Here is a 20,680-nt window from a genome sequence, read left to right on the forward strand (position 1 = left end):
AGGTTATTTCTTTTTGGCGGTTGTCTTTTTGGGCGTAGCTTTTTTGGCAGCCGGTTTTTTGGCCGCTGTTTTCTTCTCAGGCGTTTTCTTCGCAATCATTTCTTGTACTTGTTCCAAAGTCAATTTCGAAGCATCAATGTCTTTGTTCAATTCGATTTTGATTTTACCTTTGGTAATGACTGATTTTCCCCAACGGGCTTTCTCCACCAAAATTCCTTCTTCCTTCCAATTGTGGATTACTTTGTCGATGTCTTTTTGCAATTTTTCTTCAATCAATTCAGCTACATCTGATTGTGATAAATTATCGAAATTGTATTTTTTATTCACATTAATAAAGATACCGTTCCATTTTAAGAATGGTCCAAATCGACCCACGCCTTTTTGAACATCCATGTTTTTGTAAACCGCAATAGGTGCATCGGCTTTGACTTTATCATCAATTAATTCCTGAGCACGAACCATGGTTACGTCCAATGGGTCTTCTCCTCGCGGCAATGAAATGAATTGTTTTCCGAAACGAACATACGGTCCGAAACGGCCATTACTTACTTCAACCTCTTCTCCTTTGTATTCCCCCAATTTTTTGGGCAATAAAAACAGGTTCAAAGCTTCTTCTAAAGTAATGTTTCCAATATTTTGGTCCTGACGCAAACTAGCAAATTGTTTTTCTTCATCTTCAGCGTCACCAATTTGAGCCATCGGGCCAAATTTTCCTAAACGAACCGAAACCGGCTTGCCTGTTTTTGGATCGGTGCCCAATATTCTTTCTCCGCTTTCACGATCTGCATTTTTTTCTACTTCAATTACATTCGGATGGAACTTGTTGTAGAAATCCTGCATCATTTTAGCCCAATCGATATTGCCTTCCGCAATTTCATCAAAATCCTGTTCTACTTTGGCGGTAAAATTATAATCCAAAATAGCTTCAAAGTTTTTTACCAGAAAATCATTAACGATTGTTCCTATATCTGTTGGTACCAATTTCCCTTTGTCGGAACCGGTATTTTCTTTTAAAATCTTTTCGTCGACTTTACTGTCCTTCAACGTCAACTGAACATATTTTCTCTCTACACCTTCTAAGTTTCCTTTTTCAACATAGTTCCTGTTGATGATGGTTGAAATTGTCGGCGCATAAGTCGAGGGACGACCGATGCCTAATTCTTCCAATTTCTTTACCAGCGACGCTTCGGTATATCTTGACGCCGGACGAGTATATCTTTCGGTTGCAGTAATATTGTTGTTCGTCAATTTTTCGTTGACTTTCAACGCAGGCAACATCCCTTCCTGTTCTTCATCGTCATCATCACTTCCCTCTAAATATACTTTCAAGAAACCTTCAAACTTAATTACTTCGCCGGTGGCTTGGAAAACTTCGCTGTGATTATTGGCTTCTATTTTTACGTTGGTTCTTTCCAATTCGGCATCGCTCATTTGGGACGCCAAAGTTCTTTTCCAAATCAATTCGTATAAACGGGCTTGGTCTCTTTCAACATTTACCGTGTGACGCGACATATCCGTTGGACGAATCGCCTCGTGGGCTTCTTGTGCCCCTTTTGATTTGGTGTTGAAATTTCTCGGTTTGCTGAATTCCGCTCCGTAGTAACTCGTGATTTCGGCTTGAGCCGCAGCCATGGCTTCTTGTGACAAATTTACACTATCCGTTCTCATATAAGTGATGAGTCCGGCTTCGTACAAACGCTGTGCAATTTGCATCGTGATGCCTACGGGCAAATATAATTTACGAGCCGCTTCCTGTTGCAACGTTGAAGTTGTAAATGGCGCAGCCGGTGATTTTTTTGTGGGTTTGGTTTCTAAATCGGCTACTTTATAATTTGAACCAATATTTTTTTGTAAAAAGTCCTCCGCTTCTTTTTTGGTGGCGAAGTTTTTAGGCAATTTGGCTTTCACCACTTTTCCGGCTTCGTTGGTAAATTCGGCAGTAACAGAATAAGACGCTACGGCTTTGAACTCTTGGATTTCTCGTTCGCGTTCTACAATTAATCTAACCGAAACCGATTGTACACGTCCGGCAGACAAACCGCCTTTTACTTTTTTCCAAAGTACGGGTGACAATTCGTAACCAACTAAACGGTCTAGTACTCTTCGCGCTTGTTGGGCATTGACTAAGTTGTAATCGATTCCGCGCGGGTTTTCGATGGCTTTTTGTATGGCTGATTTGGTGATTTCGTGGAAAACAATCCTTTTAGTTTTGTTCTTGTCTAATTTTAATTCTTCCGCTAAGTGCCAAGAAATGGCTTCTCCTTCGCGGTCTTCATCGGATGCCAACCACACCATTTCAGCGTTTTTAGACAAGTCTTTCAGTTTTTTGACCAAAGCTTTTTTATCCGAGGAGACTTCGTATTTGGGTTTAAAACCATTCTCAACATCTACTCCAATTTCTTTGGACGGCAAGTCGGCAATGTGCCCATAACTCGACTCTACCTGATAATCACTTCCCAGAAATTTTTCGATTGTTTTTGCCTTTGCCGGCGACTCCACGATAACTAAATTCTTTGCCATATCCCGATTGTTTGTGCGGACAAAAGTAAACGTTTTTTTTAAAATACCGATTTAGTGTCATTTTTTAACGATGATTGACTCAAAAAAAATCAATTTATACCTTAATATATTATACTCATTTTATCCAATATTTTGAATCTCCTTTCCCCAATACAAAAGACGCCAACTCTTTAGCCCCGATTGCAGAGGAAATCAACTTTGTTAAAGTTTTAAACTTTGACAAAGTTATTGTAACGGAAAGCGGGAACACGGATTCCAAACGCGCCCGAACCAATCGCTCCAAAACTTTTGTTAAACCGTTTCTGCCATCTTGTCATATTTTATAATTTAGTATTATCTTTGCCATCCGATTAAGCGAAGATTATTTTTATGGAAAAGGAAATTGACGAGAAAAAGCAAGGCACTAGCATGGTGCTGGAATACAAAGAAGGCAATACTAAAAAACTATTTATAGAAAGCTACGGCTGTGCGATGAATTTTTCGGACAGTGAAATTGTAGCGTCTATTTTGACCGAACAAGGTTATAATACGACTCAGAATTTAGCCGAGGCCGACTTGGTTTTGGTGAACACCTGTTCTATTCGAGACAAAGCAGAGCAAACCGTACGCAAGCGTTTGGAGAAATACAACGCGGTAAAACGCAGTATCAATCCGGGGATGAAAGTGGGTGTTTTAGGCTGTATGGCAGAGCGATTGAAAGACCAATTTTTGGAACAAGAAAAAATTGTTGACATGGTCGTTGGCCCCGATGCTTACAAGGATTTACCGAATCTTTTGAAAGAAGTGGAAGAAGGTCGAGATGCGATTAACGTTATCCTTTCTAAAGATGAGACTTACGGGGATATTGCTCCGGTGCGTTTGAACAGCAACGGGGTAAATGCGTTTGTTTCCATTACGCGTGGTTGCGACAATATGTGTACGTTTTGCGTAGTGCCTTTCACTCGCGGACGTGAGCGCAGTCGTGAGCCGCAAAGTATTTTAGAAGAAATCCAAGATTTGTGGGACCGAGGTTTTAAAGAAGTTTGTTTGTTGGGTCAAAATGTCGACAGTTACCTTTGGTATGGCGGCGGTTTGAAGAAAGATTTCGACAAAGCGACTGAAATGCAGAAAGCCACAGCGACTGATTTTGCGCAATTATTAGAGCAATGTGCGATGGCGTTTCCAAAAATGCGTTTCCGTTTTTCGACCTCGAATCCGCAGGACATGCATGAAGAAGTATTGCATGTGATTGCCAAATACGACAATGTATGCAACTATATTCACCTACCGGTACAAAGTGGAAGTACCCGAATCTTAAAAGAAATGAACCGCCAACACACCCGTGAAGAATACATGGCATTGGTGGATAAAATCAAAAAAATCATACCGGATTGTTCGATTTCACAGGACATGATTTCCGGTTTCCCAACCGAGACTGAAGAAGATCACCAAGACACGTTGAGTTTGATGGAATATGTCGAATATGACTTTGGTTATATGTTTGCCTATTCAGAAAGACCGGGCACTTTGGCGGCTCGTAAAATGGAAGACGATGTTCCGGAAGAAGTCAAGAAAAGACGTTTACAAGAAATTGTAGACTTACAACAAATATTAAGTGAAAAGAGAACCAAGCGTTTCTTGGGTCAAACCGTAGAAATTTTGATTGAAAAAGAATCGAAGAAATCAGATAAACATTGGAGTGGCAGAAACTCTGAAAACGTAGTAACCGTTTTCCCGAAAGGCGATTACAAAGTTGGCGATTTCGTGATGGTTAAAGTAACCGATTGTACCACCGCCACTTTGATTGGAGAAGCGGTTGGATATAGCGAGATGCAAAAGTAGCAAAGTTCCAAAGTAGCAAAGTTAAAACTTTGGAACTTTGGAACTTTGGAACTAAAAATAAAAAAATGGAATCAGTTCAAAACATAAAACAACGCTTTGAAATTATCGGGAATGACCCAAAACTCAATCGCGCCATTGAAAAAGCCATTCAGGTAGCTCCTACAGATATTTCGGTATTGGTGGTGGGTGAAAGTGGCGTTGGTAAAGAAAGTATTCCGAGAATTATACATTCGCTTTCGCATAGAAAACATGGCAAATACATTGCCGTAAACTGCGGTGCGATTCCCGAAGGAACAATTGACAGTGAATTATTCGGACACGAAAAAGGGGCTTTTACCGGTGCTAACAATGCACGCGAAGGTTATTTTGAAGTAGCCGATGGCGGAACCATTTTCTTAGATGAAGTCGGTGAATTACCGCTAACGACACAAGTACGTCTCTTGCGTGTTTTGGAAAATGGGGAGTTTATTAAAGTCGGTTCCTCACAAGTACAAAAAACCAATGTGCGTATAGTAGCTGCAACGAATGTGAATATGTTTGACGCCATTGAAAAAGGCAAATTCCGTGAGGATTTGTATTATCGATTGAGTACGGTTGATATTCCTTTGCCGCCATTGCGCGACAGAAAAGACGATATCCATTTATTGTTTAGAAAATTCGCCGCCGATTTTGCTCATAAATACAAAATGCCACCTATTAAATTGAGCGATGATGCGGTTCAGTTTTTACAAAAATACCGTTGGAGTGGTAATATTCGTCAGTTGCGCAATGTGGCTGAACAGATTTCTGTTTTGGAAACCAATCGCGATATTTCGTTAGCCACTTTACAATCTTATCTTCCGACCGAAGGCAGTACGTTGCCCTCAGTGGTTGGCGGAAAGAAATCGGATAGTGATTTTGCAACGGAAAGAGATATTCTATACAAAGTCCTTTTCGACATGAAAAGCGATTTGAACGATTTGAAAAAACTGACTTTGGAACTGATGAAAAACGGCGCCAAAGTACAGGATATCAATCCGAGTTTGATTCAAAAAGTATACGGCGGCAAAGAAAACGAAAGCGAAATTTCGTTTGAAGAAACGCCGAGAGTTAATGTAATTCCAACGCAAACTCAAGCTCACCAAGAGGAATTTGAAGAGGATGACGATCATAATTATTTAGATGCCGAAACCGTGGAAGAGGAAGAAGTATTGAAATTGGAACAAAAAGAAATTGAACTCATCAAAAAATCATTGGAACGCCATAAAGGCAAAAGAAAAGCGGCTGCAGATGAACTAGGGATTTCCGAGAGAACTCTATACCGAAAAATTAAACAATTTGATTTGTAAATAACCAACGGATAAAACCGAAAAAGAATATCTTTGGAATCGAGATGAAAAACACAAAATACATTTTATTTTTACTCATTGCTTTTAGCCTAAACAGTTGCAGCGTTTATAACTTTACCGGAACAGGAAAGATTGATGCCAAGACGTTTCAGGTGAATTATTTTCAAAACAATGCCGAATTGGTTGAACCCGGAATCGAAAGAACCTTTACGTTGCGCTTACAGGATTTGATTCAGAATCAAACCAATTTGAATTTGACGAATTCCAACGGCGATTTGATGTATGAAGGAGAAATCACCGATTATCGAATCTCTCCAATGACGGCAACAGCCGATCAAAAAGCAGCCCAAAACCGTTTAACAATCGCTGTTAATGTTCGGTATACAAACAAAAACAAAGAAGCAGATAATTTTGAGAAAAGATTTTCATTTTTCTATGATTACAGCGGCGAAAGCCAATTGGTTGGTTCGCAATTAACTGAAGCTTTAGACGTGATTTTTGAAAGAATTACGCAAGATATTTTTAATGAGTCCTTGGCCAAATGGTAATTTACAAATGAATTTAACTGATTATACCTATTTACTCAACAAACCCGAAGCCATCAACGATAGGTATGCGGAAACCTTAGACAATGTACTGAGTGCTTTTCCGTACTTTCAAAGTGCGCGCGTGTTGAAGTTGAAACATTTGTACAATCAGGACAGTTTCAATTACAATTACGCTTTGAAAGTTTCTGCCGCCTACACTACGGACAGAAGTATTTTGTTTGACTTTATCACTTCAGATTCTTTTGTTTCGGTACAAAAAGGCTTGTATGAAAAGAAGCTCGAAGAGTTGATGAACATGAATGTTGTGGGAATCGAAGAGGTAATTGTGGAATACAAACCTGTTCCCATTGATCCGTTAGAACAATCAATTTTAACTTCTATCAAAGAAGCAGCGCCTTCAGAAGAGCAAAAAGTAGAGGAAAAATTGGGTGTTGGCAAACCGTTAGAATTTTCTAAAGACGAAAAGCACTCTTTTCAGGAATGGTTGCAATTGTCTCGTTTAAAACCTATTGTTCGCGACCAAGCACCAAAAAAAGTCACTCCCGAAGAAGAAGAGAAGAAGAAAAAACTGGAATTAATCGACAAATTTATCGAGAACAATCCAAAGATTTCACCCATTGCCAAAGACGCTACTGTACCTGTAATAGCGCCAATTGCCGAAGATACTTCGTATTTGATGACGGAAACTTTGGCCAGAGTTTATTTGGAACAAAAAAAATATTCCAAAGCAATACAAGCTTATGAAATATTAATTTTGAAATATCCGGAAAAAAGTAGTTTCTTTGCAGACCGAATTTCGGATATTAGAGTTTTACAAGAGAATAACAATTAATTACAATATATCATGTTTACCATTTTTTTAGCATTAATAACTTTAGTTTGTTTCTTATTGATTATTGCCGTTATGGTTCAAAATCCTAAAGGTGGCGGTTTGTCTTCTTCTTTGGGTGGATCTCAAATGTTGGGTGGTGTTCAAAAAACTACCGACTTTTTAGATAAAAGCACCTGGTTTTTAGCTGCGACCTTAATCATTTTGATTTTGTTGTCAAGTATCAGTTTCCCAAGCATGGTTGGACAATCAGATTCAAAAGTAATTGACCAAACTGAAATAGCGCCAAAAACAGCTGCGCCATCAACTCCGGCTACTACTGCTCCTGTTACACCAACAGAAGAGAAAAAATAATAAAGAGTTCATCTTTATACCAATGCCAGCGCTGACATGCTGGCATTTTTTTTAGGAAAAAATGGCAGACTCATTGGCTTGGCATAATTTCTGAAAAAAACGAAAACATCTTTACAATAACATAAAATATATAACATTATGGCATTAAACATTAAACCTCTTTCAGACAGAGTGATTGTGGAACCGGCTGCAGCTGAGACGCAAACGGCTTCCGGAATTATTATTCCCGATACGGCAAAAGAAAAACCGCAAAAAGGAAAAGTGGTAGCGGTTGGAAACGGTAAAAAAGACGAACCTTTAACGGTTAAAGTCGGTGATACTGTTTTATACGGAAAATATGCCGGAACCGATTTAAAATTCGATGGCAAGGATTATCTCATCATGCGTGAGGATGACATCTTAGCAATTATTTAAATAAGTATTAAAATTCGAGTATTAAGTATTAAGACTATAAACAACAAACAAAATGGCAAAAGATATAAAATTCGACATTGAAGCACGCGACGGTTTAAAACGTGGTGTTGATGCCTTAGCGAATGCAGTAAAAGTGACTTTAGGTCCTAAAGGAAGAAACGTAATCATCTCCAAATCATTTGGCGGACCAACCGTTACCAAAGATGGTGTTTCGGTGGCCAAAGAAGTAGAATTGAAAGATCCTTTAGAAAACATGGGTGCGCAAATGGTGAAAGAAGTAGCTTCTAAAACCAATGATTTGGCGGGAGACGGCACTACCACGGCAACTGTTTTGGCGCAAGCTATCGTAAAAGAAGGATTGAAAAACGTAGCCGCCGGAGCCAATCCAATGGATTTAAAACGCGGCATCGACAAAGCGGTTGAAGCTATCGTAACTGACCTTGGCAAACAAGCCCAAGTGGTGGGAAGTGATTCTGAAAAAATCAAACAAATTGCCTCTATTTCGGCTAATAATGATGATGTAATCGGTGAATTGATCGCTACCGCTTTCGCCAAGGTAGGCAAAGAAGGTGTAATTACGGTGGAAGAAGCTAAAGGAACCGATACTTATGTTGACGTAGTAGAAGGAATGCAATTCGACCGAGGTTATTTATCTCCGTATTTTGTAACCAATCCTGAAAAAATGGAGGTTGAATTAGAAAGACCATACATTTTATTATACGACAAAAAAGTATCTTCTTTAAAAGAATTATTACCTGTTTTAGAACCGGTAGCCCAATCAGGGAAACCGCTATTGATCATCGCAGAAGATGTGGACGGAGAAGCCTTATCGACTTTAGTAGTAAACAAATTACGCGGTGCTTTGAAAATTGCAGCCGTAAAAGCGCCGGGATTCGGTGACCGAAGAAAAGCCATGTTGGAAGACATCGCCATCTTAACCGGAGGAACAGTAATCGCTGAAGAAAGCGGTTATACTTTAGAAAATGCTACTCTGGAGATGTTGGGAACAGCCGAAAAAGTGACTATCGACAAAGACAATACTACAGTAGTTAACGGTGCCGGAAATGCGGACATGATTAAAAATCGTGTGAACCAAATCAAAGCCCAAATGGAAACTACCACTTCAGACTACGACAAAGAAAAGTTACAAGAGCGTTTGGCTAAATTGGCCGGTGGTGTTGCCGTACTTTATGTTGGTGCCGCTTCTGAAGTAGAAATGAAAGAGAAAAAAGACCGTGTTGACGATGCTTTACACGCTACCAGAGCAGCGGTAGAAGAAGGAATTGTTGCCGGCGGCGGTGTGGCACTTTTAAGAGCTAAAAGTGTTTTAATCAATTTGAAATCCCAAAACGCTGATGAAGCGACCGGAATTCAAATCGTTTCTCGTGCTATCGAATCTCCTTTGAGAACCATTGTTGAAAATGCAGGCTTGGAAGGTTCAGTGGTTGTGGCTAAAGTATCCGAAGGTAAAGACAATTTTGGTTACAATGCTAAAACAGACGAATACGTAGACATGCTCAAAGCAGGAATCATCGACCCTAAAAAAGTAACCCGTGTAGCCCTGGAAAATGCGGCTTCGGTTGCCGGTATGATTTTAACAACCGAATGTGCTTTGGTAGAAATCAAAGAAGAAAACGCCGGCGGCGGAATGCCAATGGGCGGTGGAATGCCGGGGATGATGTAAAATCTCCTTTGGAAATAAATTCCAATATTTAAAATACAAAGACCAGAAACGTCTCGAGAAATCGAGGCGTTTTTTTTTATTTATTTTGTAAATAAAATTTTATATTTTTGAACAACAAAACAGACTTGTCTTACTATGTCAAAAAACACTTTCTTCTATTTCATCTTAATGATATCCAACATTGTTTACAGTCAAGAAGCAATTGATGATAATAGATCGAAAATCATTTCAGCTCTTGAAAATTATTTTTTCTTAGAGAGAGAAGCTATTCATCTTCATTTGGACAAAACAACGTTTCTAACCCATGAGAAAATTTGGTATCAAGGTTATATCATCAATCGCAAAACCAAGAAACCTTTTTTTACCACTAATGTTTTTGTAGTGCTATATGATGAAAAAGGCAAACAAGTATCCGAAAAATTAATTTATGCTTATAATGGTATTTTATCGGGCGTTATCGATTTAGATACCAAAATGCCTTCGGGTAATTACTACATCCAAGTATACACCAATTGGATGAACAATTTTAGCGAAGATGAATCGGCTATTTTCAAAATCAACATTATTAACCCAAGTGAAGGAATAAAAAATTACAAAAAAGCAGATGATGATTCCCTTGATTTAACCCTTACTCCGGAAGGGAAAAGTTTTGTAACCGGAATAAATAATACCATCGGCATTAGGGTAAAAGATTGCCGTGGCAATGCTCCGGAAAATCTTGTAGCGACCATACAAAACTCAAAAGGAGAAACCCTCAAAAGTGTCAATCTCAACGCAGCCGGTTTTGGAAAATTTGAAGTCAATCCGGAGGACGATTTTGACAAAGTTGTTCTGAAACACAATGATAAAACAATTGTCAAAACACTACCGTACAAACAGAGCATCGGTTTTGGTCTAGAGGTTAATAATTTTTCTTTTGAAACCAAGACCATTATTAAAATTAAAACCAATCCTGCTACAATAGAATCCTTTAAAGCACAAAAAGCTTATTTAATTGTTCACCAAGACAGCAAACATTTTATCTATGACCTTGTTATGGACAAAAACAGTTTGGAACAAACTATCTCTCTACAAAACACCGATTTATTCTCGGGAATTAATACCATACGAATTATTGACAGCAATTTAAAAGAATGGGGCAATCGCTTGATTTATAATGCCCCAAAAAAAGAAACTTCAATCAGCATCACCAAAAATTACCGCAAAGAAGATAAAATTGGATTCGTTGGCTATAGTAGTACACCTAATACAAGTTTCAGCATAACAATTGTTCCGACAGAAACCAAATCATTAAATGAGAACTACAGTATTTTAGCCGGCCTTGGCATAAATCCTTATATCAAAGAGTCTTTACCAAATGCCAACTATTATCTCTTTGAGCCCAAAAGAATTAAAAATTACGAATTGGATTTGTTTCTATTGAATCAAACGGCTCCCAAATACGATTGGGAGAATATCAAAACGACAAAACCGGCTACTAACTTTAGTTTTGATATCGGACTTACTTTAAAAGGAAACATCAATAAAAACGTCAAAAACTATAGCGATTACAAAGTCAAAATAACTTCTTTTAAAGACCAAATTATAAAGTCGACAGAAATCAATGAAAAAGGAGAATACACATTCGAGAATTTGATACTGACCGACTCTACCACACTAGCCATGACTTTGCTCAAACTACCCAACTTTGAAGCTGTTGACACCAAAATAGGACACCAGGTTTTAAACCGAAAAAAACCGTTTTACAATCCGTTTAAGCCAAACACCAGCCAAATATGTCCGGAAATCAAGGCTGAAAACACCTTAGCTGACCTTGACCTTCCAAAATTTTCTTCTCAAGCCATACAATTGGAAGAAATTAAAGTTGAAAAAAAACTAACCTATCAAAGGTCGATTGGAAATGGTCATCTTATGGGTTATAAAGTAGATGAAAAAATGGAGAATATTGATTTACTAAGTTTTATCGAACGAAATGGTTTCACAGTCATCAGAAGATTTGGCGAAGCTACGATTTACAGTCGGGTCATAAATACCCTAAATGCCGAAAGACCGACACCGCAAATTATCATAGACGGAAGAGTACTTATGAATCAGTTTGAATTTACTACCATGCGAATGTCAGACTTTGACGAAATCTACATCAGTTCAAATGCCTTAGTTCCAGGAATGCTCAACCGTTCAGGGATTATAAAGGCTTATACTAAAAAGAATTTCAAACCAAACCATATCAAAGAAGACCCAAACAATGTGCTAATCAAAGAAGCCTTTTCTTTGTATCCTTTTTTTAAAAATGCTGACTACAAAAACACCAATAATCTGGGATTTGACCATTTTGGGTTAATTGAATGGGCATCATTATTAAACAGCGGTGAAGAAGGACAATTCCTTTTTAAAATAACCGATTACAACAAACCGACAGTAAAAGCCATTATCGAAGGAATGACTCAGGAAGGCAAACTAATACACGATGAAATAATTATTGAGATGAAATAAAAAAAGCCTCAAGAAATTGAGGCTTTTTTTTATTCTTCAGTTTCCGTTTTCGGAGTCTTTTTAATCATTTTAAGAAAGACCGGGAAAGTTGATATCAAAATAATGGCAATTACAATCTTTTCAATGTGATGTTTTAAATCGATATCAAACTTCTCTAAAAACATCCCGTACAAATAATGTCCGGAAAAAATCAGGATAAACGACCAAAGGATAGAACTGACTACATTGTAGAACATGAACTTCTTTTTGTCCATGGTTACAATTCCGGCTACTATTGGAGCAAAGGTTCTTACAATAGGTAAAAAACGGGCAAAGATGATGGCCTTTCCGCCATATCTTTCAAAAAAATCTTTGGACTGAATTAAGTATTTTTTCTTAAACCAAAAACTATCTTCCTTTTTATACAAATAATAACCGCTTTTAGAGCCAAACCAATAGCCAACCATATTTCCGACAATTCCTGCTATGGCTACCAAAACGGCCAATAACGTTACATTAATCAAGTCGCTTTCAATAAAAGTGAAATTCTCTACTAAATCACGGCTGTAAATTCCGGCTAAAAACAACAAACTGTCACCAGGCAAAAAGAAACCCGCAAACAAACCGGTTTCGGCAAATACAATAAACAATACAATCCAAAGCCCTACTCTCACACCACCAACTGTCATGGTTATGTAAAATTCGGGATTCAACAATTGCATCCAATCAAAATCACTCATAGAGTATAAAATTAGTGGGTAAAAAATTCGAGCGTGAAATTAGTGCTTTTTTTTGGGATAATGGGCAATTTTAAGGTTTTTGCAACAGTAGATTTTGAATAAAAGAAATCGATAACGTGTGGTTCATCACATCGTTTGAAAAAGACGAAGTAATAAAGTGATTGAGATAACCCAATTCCAATCGGATATTGTTGTTATAATTGAGTCCGAGTCCAATTAAAAAGCGGTTTTGGTCGATGACTTTAGCATTTACTTTATTGTCTCCTAAGGTCAAAAAAATCTCGTTTTGAACCACCAAATAAAGTTCTTCTTTAGTGGATTTCAAATCGGTTAGATGGAATAAGTTTCGGTTTAAATAGCGCAACCTGTTCTGGTAATCAGAACCCATCGAAACGACATTAGCTTCCACTAATCCTATTTTCTCTACCCAACGTTGTTCCAATCGAAATCTGTTGGTCATGAGATTCTTTCCGTCACGCCATTTTTTATTGACTTGAAATTGTTCCCAAAGGCGGTTCTCCTTGAAAAAATCATCCGCCGACGAGCTAAAAGTATTCACTAATGCGTATCCAACGGATAAGTTCTTAGTATCTGAAAGATAATAGATGGTTCCAACTCTGAATAAATTTTGCTGGCTTTGCTCCAATTGGTTGTCCATCCTGAATTGTGCTTCAATATGGTAACCCCAATGATTGGATACTTTATATTGACCGGTAAAAGCAAACCAAACTCTTTGATCTTGCTTGGTTTGTTGTGAAAACCCGGCAGAAAAAAAAGCGAGACTGATAAAAGCGAATACTATTTTCAAAGCAATTGTTTTTTTGGCTAAAATAGCCATAAAAAACTCCTTAAAAAATTAAGGAGTTTTTAAATAAATTATTTTCTTTCATACATGCAACAACCGTGGAGTTTATCGTAGTCTTCTTTAGTCGCTTTGACATCTTCGGTATCATGCCCTACTTTGGCTATCGCTTTTTTAACGTCGGTTACGGTACACTTCTCTTCATTGATAATCAAATGCAACACATGGTCATCAATATGCCAATCGGCGCTTTTCACTCCGGCCACTGAATAAGCAGCTTTTTCAATTCGCTTTTTACACATTTCACAATTGCCGTTGACTTCAATATTGTGCTTGGCATTTTTGTTTTTTTTCTCTTGAGCTTGTGTCGTAAATGCTACAAATAGCAATAACATTCCTAAAACTATATTTTTCATAATCTCTATTTTTAATATTAAACTGTTATTTTATTTTGAATCTTAATCCGGCATAATACATCGCTCCGAAAACCGGCGCGTAAACTATTGATGTATCAAAAGTGGGTCCAAAAGGATTATCCGCACCTAAAACCGCTCTGTGTTGCGTATAATTCCCAATATTTTCTCCTCCGACATACACTTCAAAAGTACTCGAAAAAGTTCGGGTAATTTGGGCATTCATCGTGGAAAAGGAGGGTGAAAACTCGGGGAATCTGTCGTGGTGCGGATTGGTTGATGTATTGGGCAATTGTTGTTGGCCTAACCAATTCCAAGTGTAGTCAAATTTCCATTGCTTTCCTTTGTCTACAATGTGTGTAGCATATTCAACATTTCCAAAAAAACGATGCTTGGCTTGTAATGGTCTTTGGTAACTGCCCGAGATATAATCGGTGGAAATGTCATAATATTTATAAGCCGTTCTCAAATTCAGATGCTTGATGATTTCCAGATTGAAGTCAAACTGCAAACTGTTGGCATATGATTTTCCGTCCAAATTATAAAACAACACTTCTTGCGGTGAATTCATCACATCAACCACGGCTTGGTTTTGGAAATCGGTTCTATAGAAGTCGATAGTAGTATCGGCTTTCATTCCGAAAAGCATAAAGTTTTGGGTAAAACTTAAACCGTAATTCCATGCAATTTCGGCGTCCAAACCATAAATTTTTCCATTAGTGTCCAAAACAGAAAACACTCTTGAACTCGCAAAAAGGTTTTGGTTTTCGGCAAAAATATTCGCGGCACGCTTACCTCTTCCGGCCGAAAAACGAAACACCGATTTTTCCCAAGGATTGTATTTAACATGCAATCTAGGCGTAAAAAATGCTCCTAACCTATTGTGGTAATCTAGTCGCCCACCCAAAATATAACTGAATTTATCGTTGTCGTCATAAGTGTACTCGAAAAAAGCGCCCACCGAATTGTCGATTCGGCTTACATCAGCCAAATTCACAAACTCGGAATATTTGTCATAAGTAAAATTCAATCCGGCAGTAAACTTGTTCATGGTATTGCTGATGATGGAGTTAAAAATCAGGTTCGAATAATAACTTTGCTGCTTGATATCGTATTGGTTTAACCCAAAATACGATTGCTGGTTGTGGTTGCTGAAAGCATTTTGGAACCCGATACTTTGGTAAGGCATGTCTTTAAACACATAACCTACTTTTGAACTGAAGTCCAAGCGTTCGGTGTTGATTTCCGAACCCCAATAGTTGGTAGTCAATCGGTCTCTATCGGGATCAAAATCCAATTGACCGGTTTGTTTATCATCATTCATGTAACGAAGATTTAAAAACGAAACCCAACCCGATTCCGGATTTGCATATTGCCAACGATTGACAATATTTAATTGTTTGCCCAAAGGATTGTCCATAAAACCGTCGTCGTTCATGTCGTTTTTGGAAACACGCGCATTCCCGTGAACAAACAAACTCGTCGACCATTTGTCGGATACTTTTTTATTGAAATGGGTATTCAATTCGAAACGACTTCCGGTATCGCCATAAGTATTCAGAAAGAAGGGAATATCGCCTATGGGTTTGATTAATTCGGTGTTAATTTGGCCTGAAATACTTTCATAACCATTAACGACACTTCCGGCTCCTTTGGTAATTTGGATGCTTTCTACCCAAGTTCCAGGTGTAAATGACAAGCCATAAGCTTGAGAAGCGCCTCGTACCGAAGGAATATTTTCCTCGGCTATGAGTATATAAGGACTGGTGAGTCCTAACATTTTAATTTGTTTAGTACCGGTCAAAGCATCCGAAAAATTGACATCTATAGACGGATTGGTTTCGAAGCTTTCGGCCAAGTTACAGCAAGCGGCTTTAAGCAATTCCTTGCTGGTAACCAAAGTGGTATTGGCGGTAACATTTAGTGATTTTTTTATTCCTTTTCGGTTGCCTTCTACGGTTACGGTTTTTAAGGTATCATTTTTTATAGTCTCCTGTGAAAAACCTAAAGCAGAAAATAACAACGTTAAAAATAACGGTATATTTTTCATTTTGTTGATTTAAAATTAATTCGATTTCAAACGATTCCCACCAAAAAAATGAGAATCTGAGCAGAATTCAGTTTAAATCAGGCGTAAAAAGTGTATTGGCAATAAAGTTGGTAGAGTGGCGGTGCGTTGGAATCGCAATAGAAAGCCACTTTTTCATTCACAAATTTTGGAGCCTCAGCTACCGCAAAAAAGTGATTTTTATACTCGGAGAAATAAGCAGGTTCAAAATCGAGTGAAATCGTTTTGATGATGATTTTCTCGGTTTTGTTTTTTAAGTCGACTTTTTTATCGGAACAACAGTCTTTATGAGTTTTTTCGGGTTTAGCACAGCAGGTTTCTTCAACCACTACTTGCATTTGACAGACTTCTTCTTCCGAAAAAACAGAAGAAATAGAAGCTATTTTCCCTTCACAATAATGCACACTAAACGCCAAGCCCGAATTGGAAACCAATATCAGCAAAGCGGTTAAAATACTAATGTGCTTTTTGAACTTCATAGCGCAAAGTTAACAATATTCGATTCTAAAAAACTTAAAATGTTCTTAAAACTTACAACTCAAACTCTTGTCCCATCATAGGAACACTGCAATTAAATCCGTATTTTTCTTGAATTTTGAGGCGCAGTTCATCAGCGGGTTCGTTTTCGCCGTGGACTAAAAACACTTTTTTGGGTTTGTCTTTTAGTTCCGAAAGCCAATTGAGCAAATCATTTTGGTCTCCATGCGCCGATAAACCTTCGATTTCTAAAATCTTGGCCAAAACCGGATAGTATTTACCATAGATTTTAACTTCGGCAGCACCTTCCAATAATTTTCTTCCTCGAGTTCCTTCGGCTTGGTAACCCACTATGATTACGGTGGTTTCGGGCAAACCAATATATCGTTCCAAATAACTCAATACTCTTCCACCGGTAATCATGCCGCTGGCTGCTATAATTACTTTGGTTTGTTTGTCAAAAATTGTAGCTATGGTTTCCTGATAATCGGTGTTCATGGTAAACATTCTGCACATGTCTATGCATTCCTGTTCGGATAATTTGTGCCAATGGCGATTGTTCATAAACACATCCAACACACTGATGCCCATAGGCGTATCAATTACATATGGAATATCGGGGATTTTTTCTTCTTTTTTCAATTGCCAAAGCAAATACATCAAAGTCTGTGCGCGTTCTACCGCAAAACTCGGGATAATCACTGTTCCGTTTGCTTGAACTGTATTGTTGATGTAAGTTTCCAATAACAATTTAACGTCTTCTGCCGGATGAATTCGATTGCCGTAAGTACTTTCGAGAAAGACATAATCGGCTCGTTTTGGTTTTACAGGCGCATACATTAGTACATCATCATCTTGACCAATATCACCTGAGAATATTACCGTTTTGTTTTCCAATTGCAATTCGATTGAACAAGCGCCGATGATGTGTCCGGCATTGCTGAATTTGGCGGTAATTTCGGCATCGAGTTTTACTTCCTCATTAGGTTTTACCACTCTGAAAAGCGGAAATACTTTTTCAGTTTGAGCCAAATCGTATAAGGGTTCGGCTTTTTCATGTTTGGAAAAATGTTCTTTGTTGGCTTTCTCTGCTTCTTCTTCCTGTATTTTGGCACTGTCCAACAAGATTAACTTTGTGATGTCTTTGGTCGGACTCGTGCAATAGATTTTCCCTTCAAACCCTTGATTGACCAATCTTGGCAACCAACCACAATGGTCAAGATGGCCATGAGTAAGCAATACAAAATCGATAGTACTTGGTAAAATTGGCAACGGTTCCCAATTGAGTTCTCGCAAAGTTTTGATGCCTTGAAACTGTCCGCAATCAATCAGGATGCGAATGCCATTGCTTTCGATTAATGTTTTAGAGCCTGTTACGGTTCCTGCGCCGCCTAAGAATTTGATTTTCATTTTAAATGTATTTACAGAGTTCGGAAGCTTCTTTGATGACGTTTTTCACTCGAAGTGGACTCAAACCAATTTGTTCCAGCGCTTCCATGTTGTTGATGATTTCTTTGGCCAAAATAATATCCTGAACCAACAATTTGTCTTTTTCGGCCAATGTCAAAGTGGTCAAGCAAGTAATAGGATACAATTGCCCTTCATCGATTCTTTTTCGCAAACTGGAGTCCTTTGGATAATCCCAACTCAGCAATTGCAAGCCAGAACAATGGGCAAACGTTATAGCATCAGCAGTAAATCGGTTATTAGTGACTATCCAACAGCCCGAAATTTTATCTTTTCCGGTGAAAATTAAATGGTTTCTATCTTTCAAATCATTGAATCTTGACAAAATATACATGGGCACTTTAACATCAGAATTGGTTTCGCTTTTGGCGTGAAATTTACATTCTACCATTTCGAGATAATCGTTCTTCATAATGGCAACATCTACTTCGTGACCGACACATTTTCCTGATAAAAAAAGATTAGTTTGGGTCAAATAACCTTCTGAAATAAACAAACGGGCTATGTACTTTTCGAAGAAAAAACCAGCCGGTCCAAGCAATTGAATGGCTGCCTTAAGGTTGTATCGCGCCGCATGCGAATGAGAAGACTTTTTGAGTAAGTTGAACGCCAACTTGTAGATTTTTTTGGTAGAAATGCCTTCATAGATTTGTTTTTCTATGATTTGCAAAACATCTTCCACCACTTTTTTATCGGCACCTGATTTGAGCAAGGAACTCTTGAGTTTGTCCCGATTAAAATCAACTATACTTCCCGAATGCTTGACAATTTTCATAGTAAACGAAGTTAAATTCCGACTGGCAGAATAATAGTAAAGTTACGAAAAAGCACTTACTTTTTAACTTGTTTCTGATAATAAAAAGCGGGTATGAAAAGAAGAATGAAAATCGGCTGAATTATAAATCTTCTGAGGTAGAACAGTGTCATTTTGTTTTCTTCACCAAAAAATGTCAAGACAAAAATAAAGCTTATCATCAATATTGAACCTAAAACCATGTATAACAACATCGAGAATTTGACGATTTTGGTGTCTTTAAAAATCACATACAGTAAAAATAGTGAAATCACCGAATTGAGGTAAAATCGAATTCCTAAACTAAAAAACAGTTTGAAAACATTGAAATGAGGCAATTTGGCGTGGGCATATTCGCTTTTGAAATAGGCCAAAAACGGGTCGTAAAACAATTGGTCTTCGAAAAGTCGGATGCCGATTAACAAGCCTATCAGCAACAATGACCAAAACACTTTAGATTTATTTTTTAGCAGTAGTTGTAGCATGTAATGAAAATTTATTGACCCAAACAACCCAAAGTAAAAATACAATTCCGTAAATGACTAAGGGGAAAATAACGCCGTGTAAAATATGTTCAAACCTAGGATAATGATATAAAGCGATACACAATAAAGCGATTCTAGCGATATTTAAAACGTGTATTAAAACACTTCCCAACAGGATAAAAATGAGCGTTTGTTTGAATTTCCCGGTAAAAGCAACAACGAATGAAATAAACAAAATAACCACACTCAAGGCATTGCAGCCCTCTATGATTCGGGAAATGTATTGTCCTTTGTAAAAGATCTTTATGCTGGGTTCTGTGGGATGCGCTTCGATATGGGCTTTGGCATCAAACAAAGTCAGCACCGATTGGGTTTGATTGGCCACCAATTGTGAAAACGAATCGACTTCATTTTGATCAGCCTCAAACCGGTTCAAATACGACTGATAAATTACCGTCAGCAACACATAAGTCAGCAAAAATTTTCCCAGAAAAAGTAAAAACGGCTTGTATTGCAGGAGTAGACTCTTCAAAATAGAATTTTTAACAAATTTATATAAAATAAAAAAAGCGCAGTCGTTACTTTTGCATAAAAATTGAAAATGAATTTCGAAAACTTAAAACCTCAGGTTATTGCTATTCTTTCTGAAGAGGATGTTGAAAGAGATGTAAAACTCAAAAACCTTTGCCAATACTTATCCGACAACGTAGACTACTACAACTGGGTTGGTTTTTATTTTGCCAATCACGACAACAGAACCTTACACCTCGGACCTTATGTGGGTGCTGAAACCGACCACACCGTAATTCCATTCGGAAAAGGCATTTGCGGACAAGTGGCTGAATCCAATGCTAACTTTGTCGTTCCGGATGTCTCCGCACAAGACAATTACATTGCCTGTAGCTTCACGGTGAAATCAGAAATTGTAGTGCCGCTTTTTGTGAATGGTGTAAACATAGGTCAAATCGATATCGACAGTCATGTGATCGACCCTTTTACTGAAGCTGATGAAAGATTTTTAGAGTTTGTAAATGAGGAAGTTGCTAAACTTTTTTAAGTTTGACTTATCTTTTTACTTGCCTAATCAAAAAAGAAGATTATCTTTGCACACGAATTGAGAAAACCTCATTTCATACATAATAATCATTTAAAATAATATTGGAATGTATTTAAGTAAAGAAACAAAAGCTGAAATCTTCGCTAAACACGGAGGAAAAGCTGAAAACACTGGATCTGCTGAAGGGCAAATCGCTTTGTTCACATTTAGAATCTCTCACTTAACGGAGCACTTGAAAAAAAATCGTCACGATTACAACACTGAGCGTTCGTTAGTACTTTTGGTAGGTAAAAGAAGAAGTCTTTTGGACTACTTAAAGAAAAAAGATATCAACAGATATCGTGAGATTATCAAAGAATTAGGTATTAGAAAATAATACATATCTAAAGAGGTGCTTGCGCGCCTCTT

At 37.8% G+C, this 20,680-nt stretch carries 20 protein-coding genes; 10 read left to right on the plus strand and 10 right to left on the minus strand.

Annotated features, from left to right (window positions below; all coding sequences use genetic code 11):
* Positions 1-3: 3 nt before the first annotated feature.
* Positions 4-2,520 (minus strand): type I DNA topoisomerase, encoded by a 2,517-nt coding sequence (gene topA, locus HA632_RS03505; protein ID WP_176305829.1) that lies wholly within the window; start codon positions 2,518-2,520, stop codon positions 4-6.
* A 369-nt stretch (positions 2,521-2,889) separates the two neighbouring features.
* Here topA and miaB point away from each other — a divergent pair, with 369 nt between their 5' ends.
* The 8 genes from miaB (at position 2,890) to HA632_RS03545 (ending at position 11,991) form a co-directional block, all read left to right on the plus strand.
* Positions 2,890-4,341, plus strand: coding sequence for a tRNA (N6-isopentenyl adenosine(37)-C2)-methylthiotransferase MiaB (gene miaB / locus HA632_RS03510; protein ID WP_176305830.1), 1,452 nt, complete (start codon positions 2,890-2,892; stop codon positions 4,339-4,341).
* Positions 4,342-4,406: 65 nt separating this feature from the next.
* Positions 4,407-5,669, plus strand: coding sequence for a sigma-54-dependent Fis family transcriptional regulator (locus HA632_RS03515; RefSeq protein WP_176305831.1), 1,263 nt, complete (start codon positions 4,407-4,409; stop codon positions 5,667-5,669).
* A gap of 44 nt (positions 5,670-5,713) precedes the next feature.
* Entirely contained in the window at positions 5,714-6,217 is a 504-nt protein-coding gene (locus HA632_RS03520) for an LptE family protein (RefSeq protein WP_176305832.1), read from the plus strand.
* The gene (locus tag HA632_RS03525; protein WP_317174596.1) at positions 6,195-7,049 is read left to right on the plus strand and encodes a tetratricopeptide repeat protein; all 855 of its coding nucleotides are present in this window, start codon (positions 6,195-6,197) and stop codon (positions 7,047-7,049) included. Before HA632_RS03520 ends, HA632_RS03525 begins: the two co-directional genes overlap by 23 nt.
* 12 nt (positions 7,050-7,061) lie before the next feature.
* Positions 7,062-7,400, plus strand: coding sequence for a preprotein translocase subunit SecG (secG, locus tag HA632_RS03530; RefSeq protein WP_176305834.1), 339 nt, complete (start codon positions 7,062-7,064; stop codon positions 7,398-7,400).
* Positions 7,401-7,538: 138 nt separating this feature from the next.
* Positions 7,539-7,814, plus strand: coding sequence for a co-chaperone GroES (groES, locus tag HA632_RS03535; RefSeq protein ID WP_121311772.1), 276 nt, complete (start codon positions 7,539-7,541; stop codon positions 7,812-7,814).
* A gap of 52 nt (positions 7,815-7,866) precedes the next feature.
* A complete protein-coding gene (gene groL / locus HA632_RS03540) occupies positions 7,867-9,498 on the plus strand; it encodes a chaperonin GroEL (RefSeq protein WP_176305835.1) in 1,632 nt (543 codons plus the stop codon).
* A gap of 135 nt (positions 9,499-9,633) precedes the next feature.
* The gene (locus HA632_RS03545) at positions 9,634-11,991 is read left to right on the plus strand and encodes a hypothetical protein (RefSeq protein WP_176305836.1); all 2,358 of its coding nucleotides are present in this window, start codon (positions 9,634-9,636) and stop codon (positions 11,989-11,991) included.
* A gap of 29 nt (positions 11,992-12,020) precedes the next feature.
* Here the strand turns inward: HA632_RS03545 and HA632_RS03550 are convergent, their stop codons facing one another.
* The 9 genes from HA632_RS03550 to xrtF form a co-directional block, all read right to left on the minus strand.
* Positions 12,021-12,710 carry a DedA family protein gene (locus HA632_RS03550; RefSeq protein WP_176305837.1) on the minus strand — a complete coding sequence of 230 codons (690 nt, stop codon included), beginning with the start codon at positions 12,708-12,710 and terminating at the stop codon, positions 12,021-12,023.
* Positions 12,711-12,780: 70 nt separating this feature from the next.
* The gene (locus HA632_RS03555; protein ID WP_176305838.1) at positions 12,781-13,518 is read right to left on the minus strand and encodes a DUF2490 domain-containing protein; all 738 of its coding nucleotides are present in this window, start codon (positions 13,516-13,518) and stop codon (positions 12,781-12,783) included.
* Positions 13,519-13,586: 68 nt separating this feature from the next.
* Positions 13,587-13,928, minus strand: a complete 342-nt coding sequence (locus HA632_RS03560) for a heavy-metal-associated domain-containing protein (RefSeq protein ID WP_176305839.1) — start codon at positions 13,926-13,928, stop codon at positions 13,587-13,589.
* A gap of 25 nt (positions 13,929-13,953) precedes the next feature.
* Positions 13,954-15,975: a TonB-dependent siderophore receptor gene (locus HA632_RS03565; RefSeq protein WP_176305840.1), complete on the minus strand. Its 2,022-nt coding sequence runs from the start codon at positions 15,973-15,975 to the stop codon at positions 13,954-13,956.
* A gap of 77 nt (positions 15,976-16,052) precedes the next feature.
* Entirely contained in the window at positions 16,053-16,472 is a 420-nt protein-coding gene (locus HA632_RS03570) for a hypothetical protein (RefSeq protein ID WP_176305841.1), read from the minus strand.
* 52 nt (positions 16,473-16,524) lie between these two features.
* Positions 16,525-17,880: an MBL fold metallo-hydrolase RNA specificity domain-containing protein gene (locus HA632_RS03575; RefSeq protein WP_176305842.1), complete on the minus strand. Its 1,356-nt coding sequence runs from the start codon at positions 17,878-17,880 to the stop codon at positions 16,525-16,527.
* Position 17,881: 1 nt separating this feature from the next.
* On the minus strand, positions 17,882-18,712 hold the full coding sequence (locus tag HA632_RS03580; RefSeq protein ID WP_176305843.1) for an ATP cone domain-containing protein: 831 nt from the start codon (positions 18,710-18,712) through the stop codon (positions 17,882-17,884).
* Positions 18,713-18,768: 56 nt separating this feature from the next.
* A complete protein-coding gene (locus tag HA632_RS03585) occupies positions 18,769-19,215 on the minus strand; it encodes an exosortase F system-associated protein (protein WP_176305844.1) in 447 nt (148 codons plus the stop codon).
* Positions 19,190-19,747, minus strand: coding sequence for an exosortase family protein XrtF (gene xrtF, locus HA632_RS03590; RefSeq protein ID WP_176305845.1), 558 nt, complete (start codon positions 19,745-19,747; stop codon positions 19,190-19,192). The genes HA632_RS03585 and xrtF overlap by 26 nt, the downstream gene beginning before the upstream one ends.
* Positions 19,748-19,816: 69 nt before the next feature.
* On the opposite strand from xrtF, the gene HA632_RS03595 reads away from it, so the two are divergent.
* Both HA632_RS03595 and rpsO read left to right on the plus strand, forming a co-directional pair.
* Positions 19,817-20,272, plus strand: coding sequence for a GAF domain-containing protein (locus HA632_RS03595; protein ID WP_176305846.1), 456 nt, complete (start codon positions 19,817-19,819; stop codon positions 20,270-20,272).
* A gap of 106 nt (positions 20,273-20,378) precedes the next feature.
* Positions 20,379-20,648: a 30S ribosomal protein S15 gene (gene rpsO / locus HA632_RS03600; RefSeq protein ID WP_133533524.1), complete on the plus strand. Its 270-nt coding sequence runs from the start codon at positions 20,379-20,381 to the stop codon at positions 20,646-20,648.
* Positions 20,649-20,680: the final 32 nt, after the last annotated feature.

The organism is Flavobacterium sp. J49 (genome assembly GCF_011742145.1).
In the GTDB taxonomy this organism is placed as follows: domain Bacteria; phylum Bacteroidota; class Bacteroidia; order Flavobacteriales; family Flavobacteriaceae; genus Flavobacterium.

Excerpts from the sequence above, each read along its gene's own strand:
- HA632_RS03515 (WP_176305831.1), top strand. The coding sequence starts at position 4,407 with ATGGAATCAGTTCAAAACATAAAACAACGCTTTGAAATTATCGGGAAT.
- HA632_RS03520 (WP_176305832.1), top strand. The coding sequence starts at position 5,714 with ATGAAAAACACAAAATACATTTTATTTTTACTCATTGCTTTTAGCCTA.
- miaB (WP_176305830.1), top strand. The coding sequence starts at position 2,890 with ATGGAAAAGGAAATTGACGAGAAAAAGCAAGGCACTAGCATGGTGCTG.
- topA (WP_176305829.1), bottom strand. The coding sequence starts at position 2,520 with ATGGCAAAGAATTTAGTTATCGTGGAGTCGCCGGCAAAGGCAAAAACA.
- HA632_RS03545 (WP_176305836.1), top strand. The coding sequence starts at position 9,634 with ATGTCAAAAAACACTTTCTTCTATTTCATCTTAATGATATCCAACATT.
- groES (WP_121311772.1), top strand. The coding sequence starts at position 7,539 with ATGGCATTAAACATTAAACCTCTTTCAGACAGAGTGATTGTGGAACCG.
- rpsO (WP_133533524.1), top strand. The coding sequence starts at position 20,379 with ATGTATTTAAGTAAAGAAACAAAAGCTGAAATCTTCGCTAAACACGGA.
- HA632_RS03565 (WP_176305840.1), bottom strand. The coding sequence starts at position 15,975 with ATGAAAAATATACCGTTATTTTTAACGTTGTTATTTTCTGCTTTAGGT.
- secG (WP_176305834.1), top strand. The coding sequence starts at position 7,062 with ATGTTTACCATTTTTTTAGCATTAATAACTTTAGTTTGTTTCTTATTG.
- HA632_RS03580 (WP_176305843.1), bottom strand. The coding sequence starts at position 18,712 with ATGAAAATTGTCAAGCATTCGGGAAGTATAGTTGATTTTAATCGGGAC.
- HA632_RS03525 (WP_317174596.1), top strand. The coding sequence starts at position 6,195 with ATGAGTCCTTGGCCAAATGGTAATTTACAAATGAATTTAACTGATTAT.
- HA632_RS03585 (WP_176305844.1), bottom strand. The coding sequence starts at position 19,215 with ATGCTACAACTACTGCTAAAAAATAAATCTAAAGTGTTTTGGTCATTG.
- HA632_RS03570 (WP_176305841.1), bottom strand. The coding sequence starts at position 16,472 with ATGAAGTTCAAAAAGCACATTAGTATTTTAACCGCTTTGCTGATATTG.
- HA632_RS03595 (WP_176305846.1), top strand. The coding sequence starts at position 19,817 with ATGAATTTCGAAAACTTAAAACCTCAGGTTATTGCTATTCTTTCTGAA.
- HA632_RS03560 (WP_176305839.1), bottom strand. The coding sequence starts at position 13,928 with ATGAAAAATATAGTTTTAGGAATGTTATTGCTATTTGTAGCATTTACG.
- HA632_RS03550 (WP_176305837.1), bottom strand. The coding sequence starts at position 12,710 with ATGAGTGATTTTGATTGGATGCAATTGTTGAATCCCGAATTTTACATA.
- groL (WP_176305835.1), top strand. The coding sequence starts at position 7,867 with ATGGCAAAAGATATAAAATTCGACATTGAAGCACGCGACGGTTTAAAA.
- HA632_RS03575 (WP_176305842.1), bottom strand. The coding sequence starts at position 17,880 with ATGAAAATCAAATTCTTAGGCGGCGCAGGAACCGTAACAGGCTCTAAA.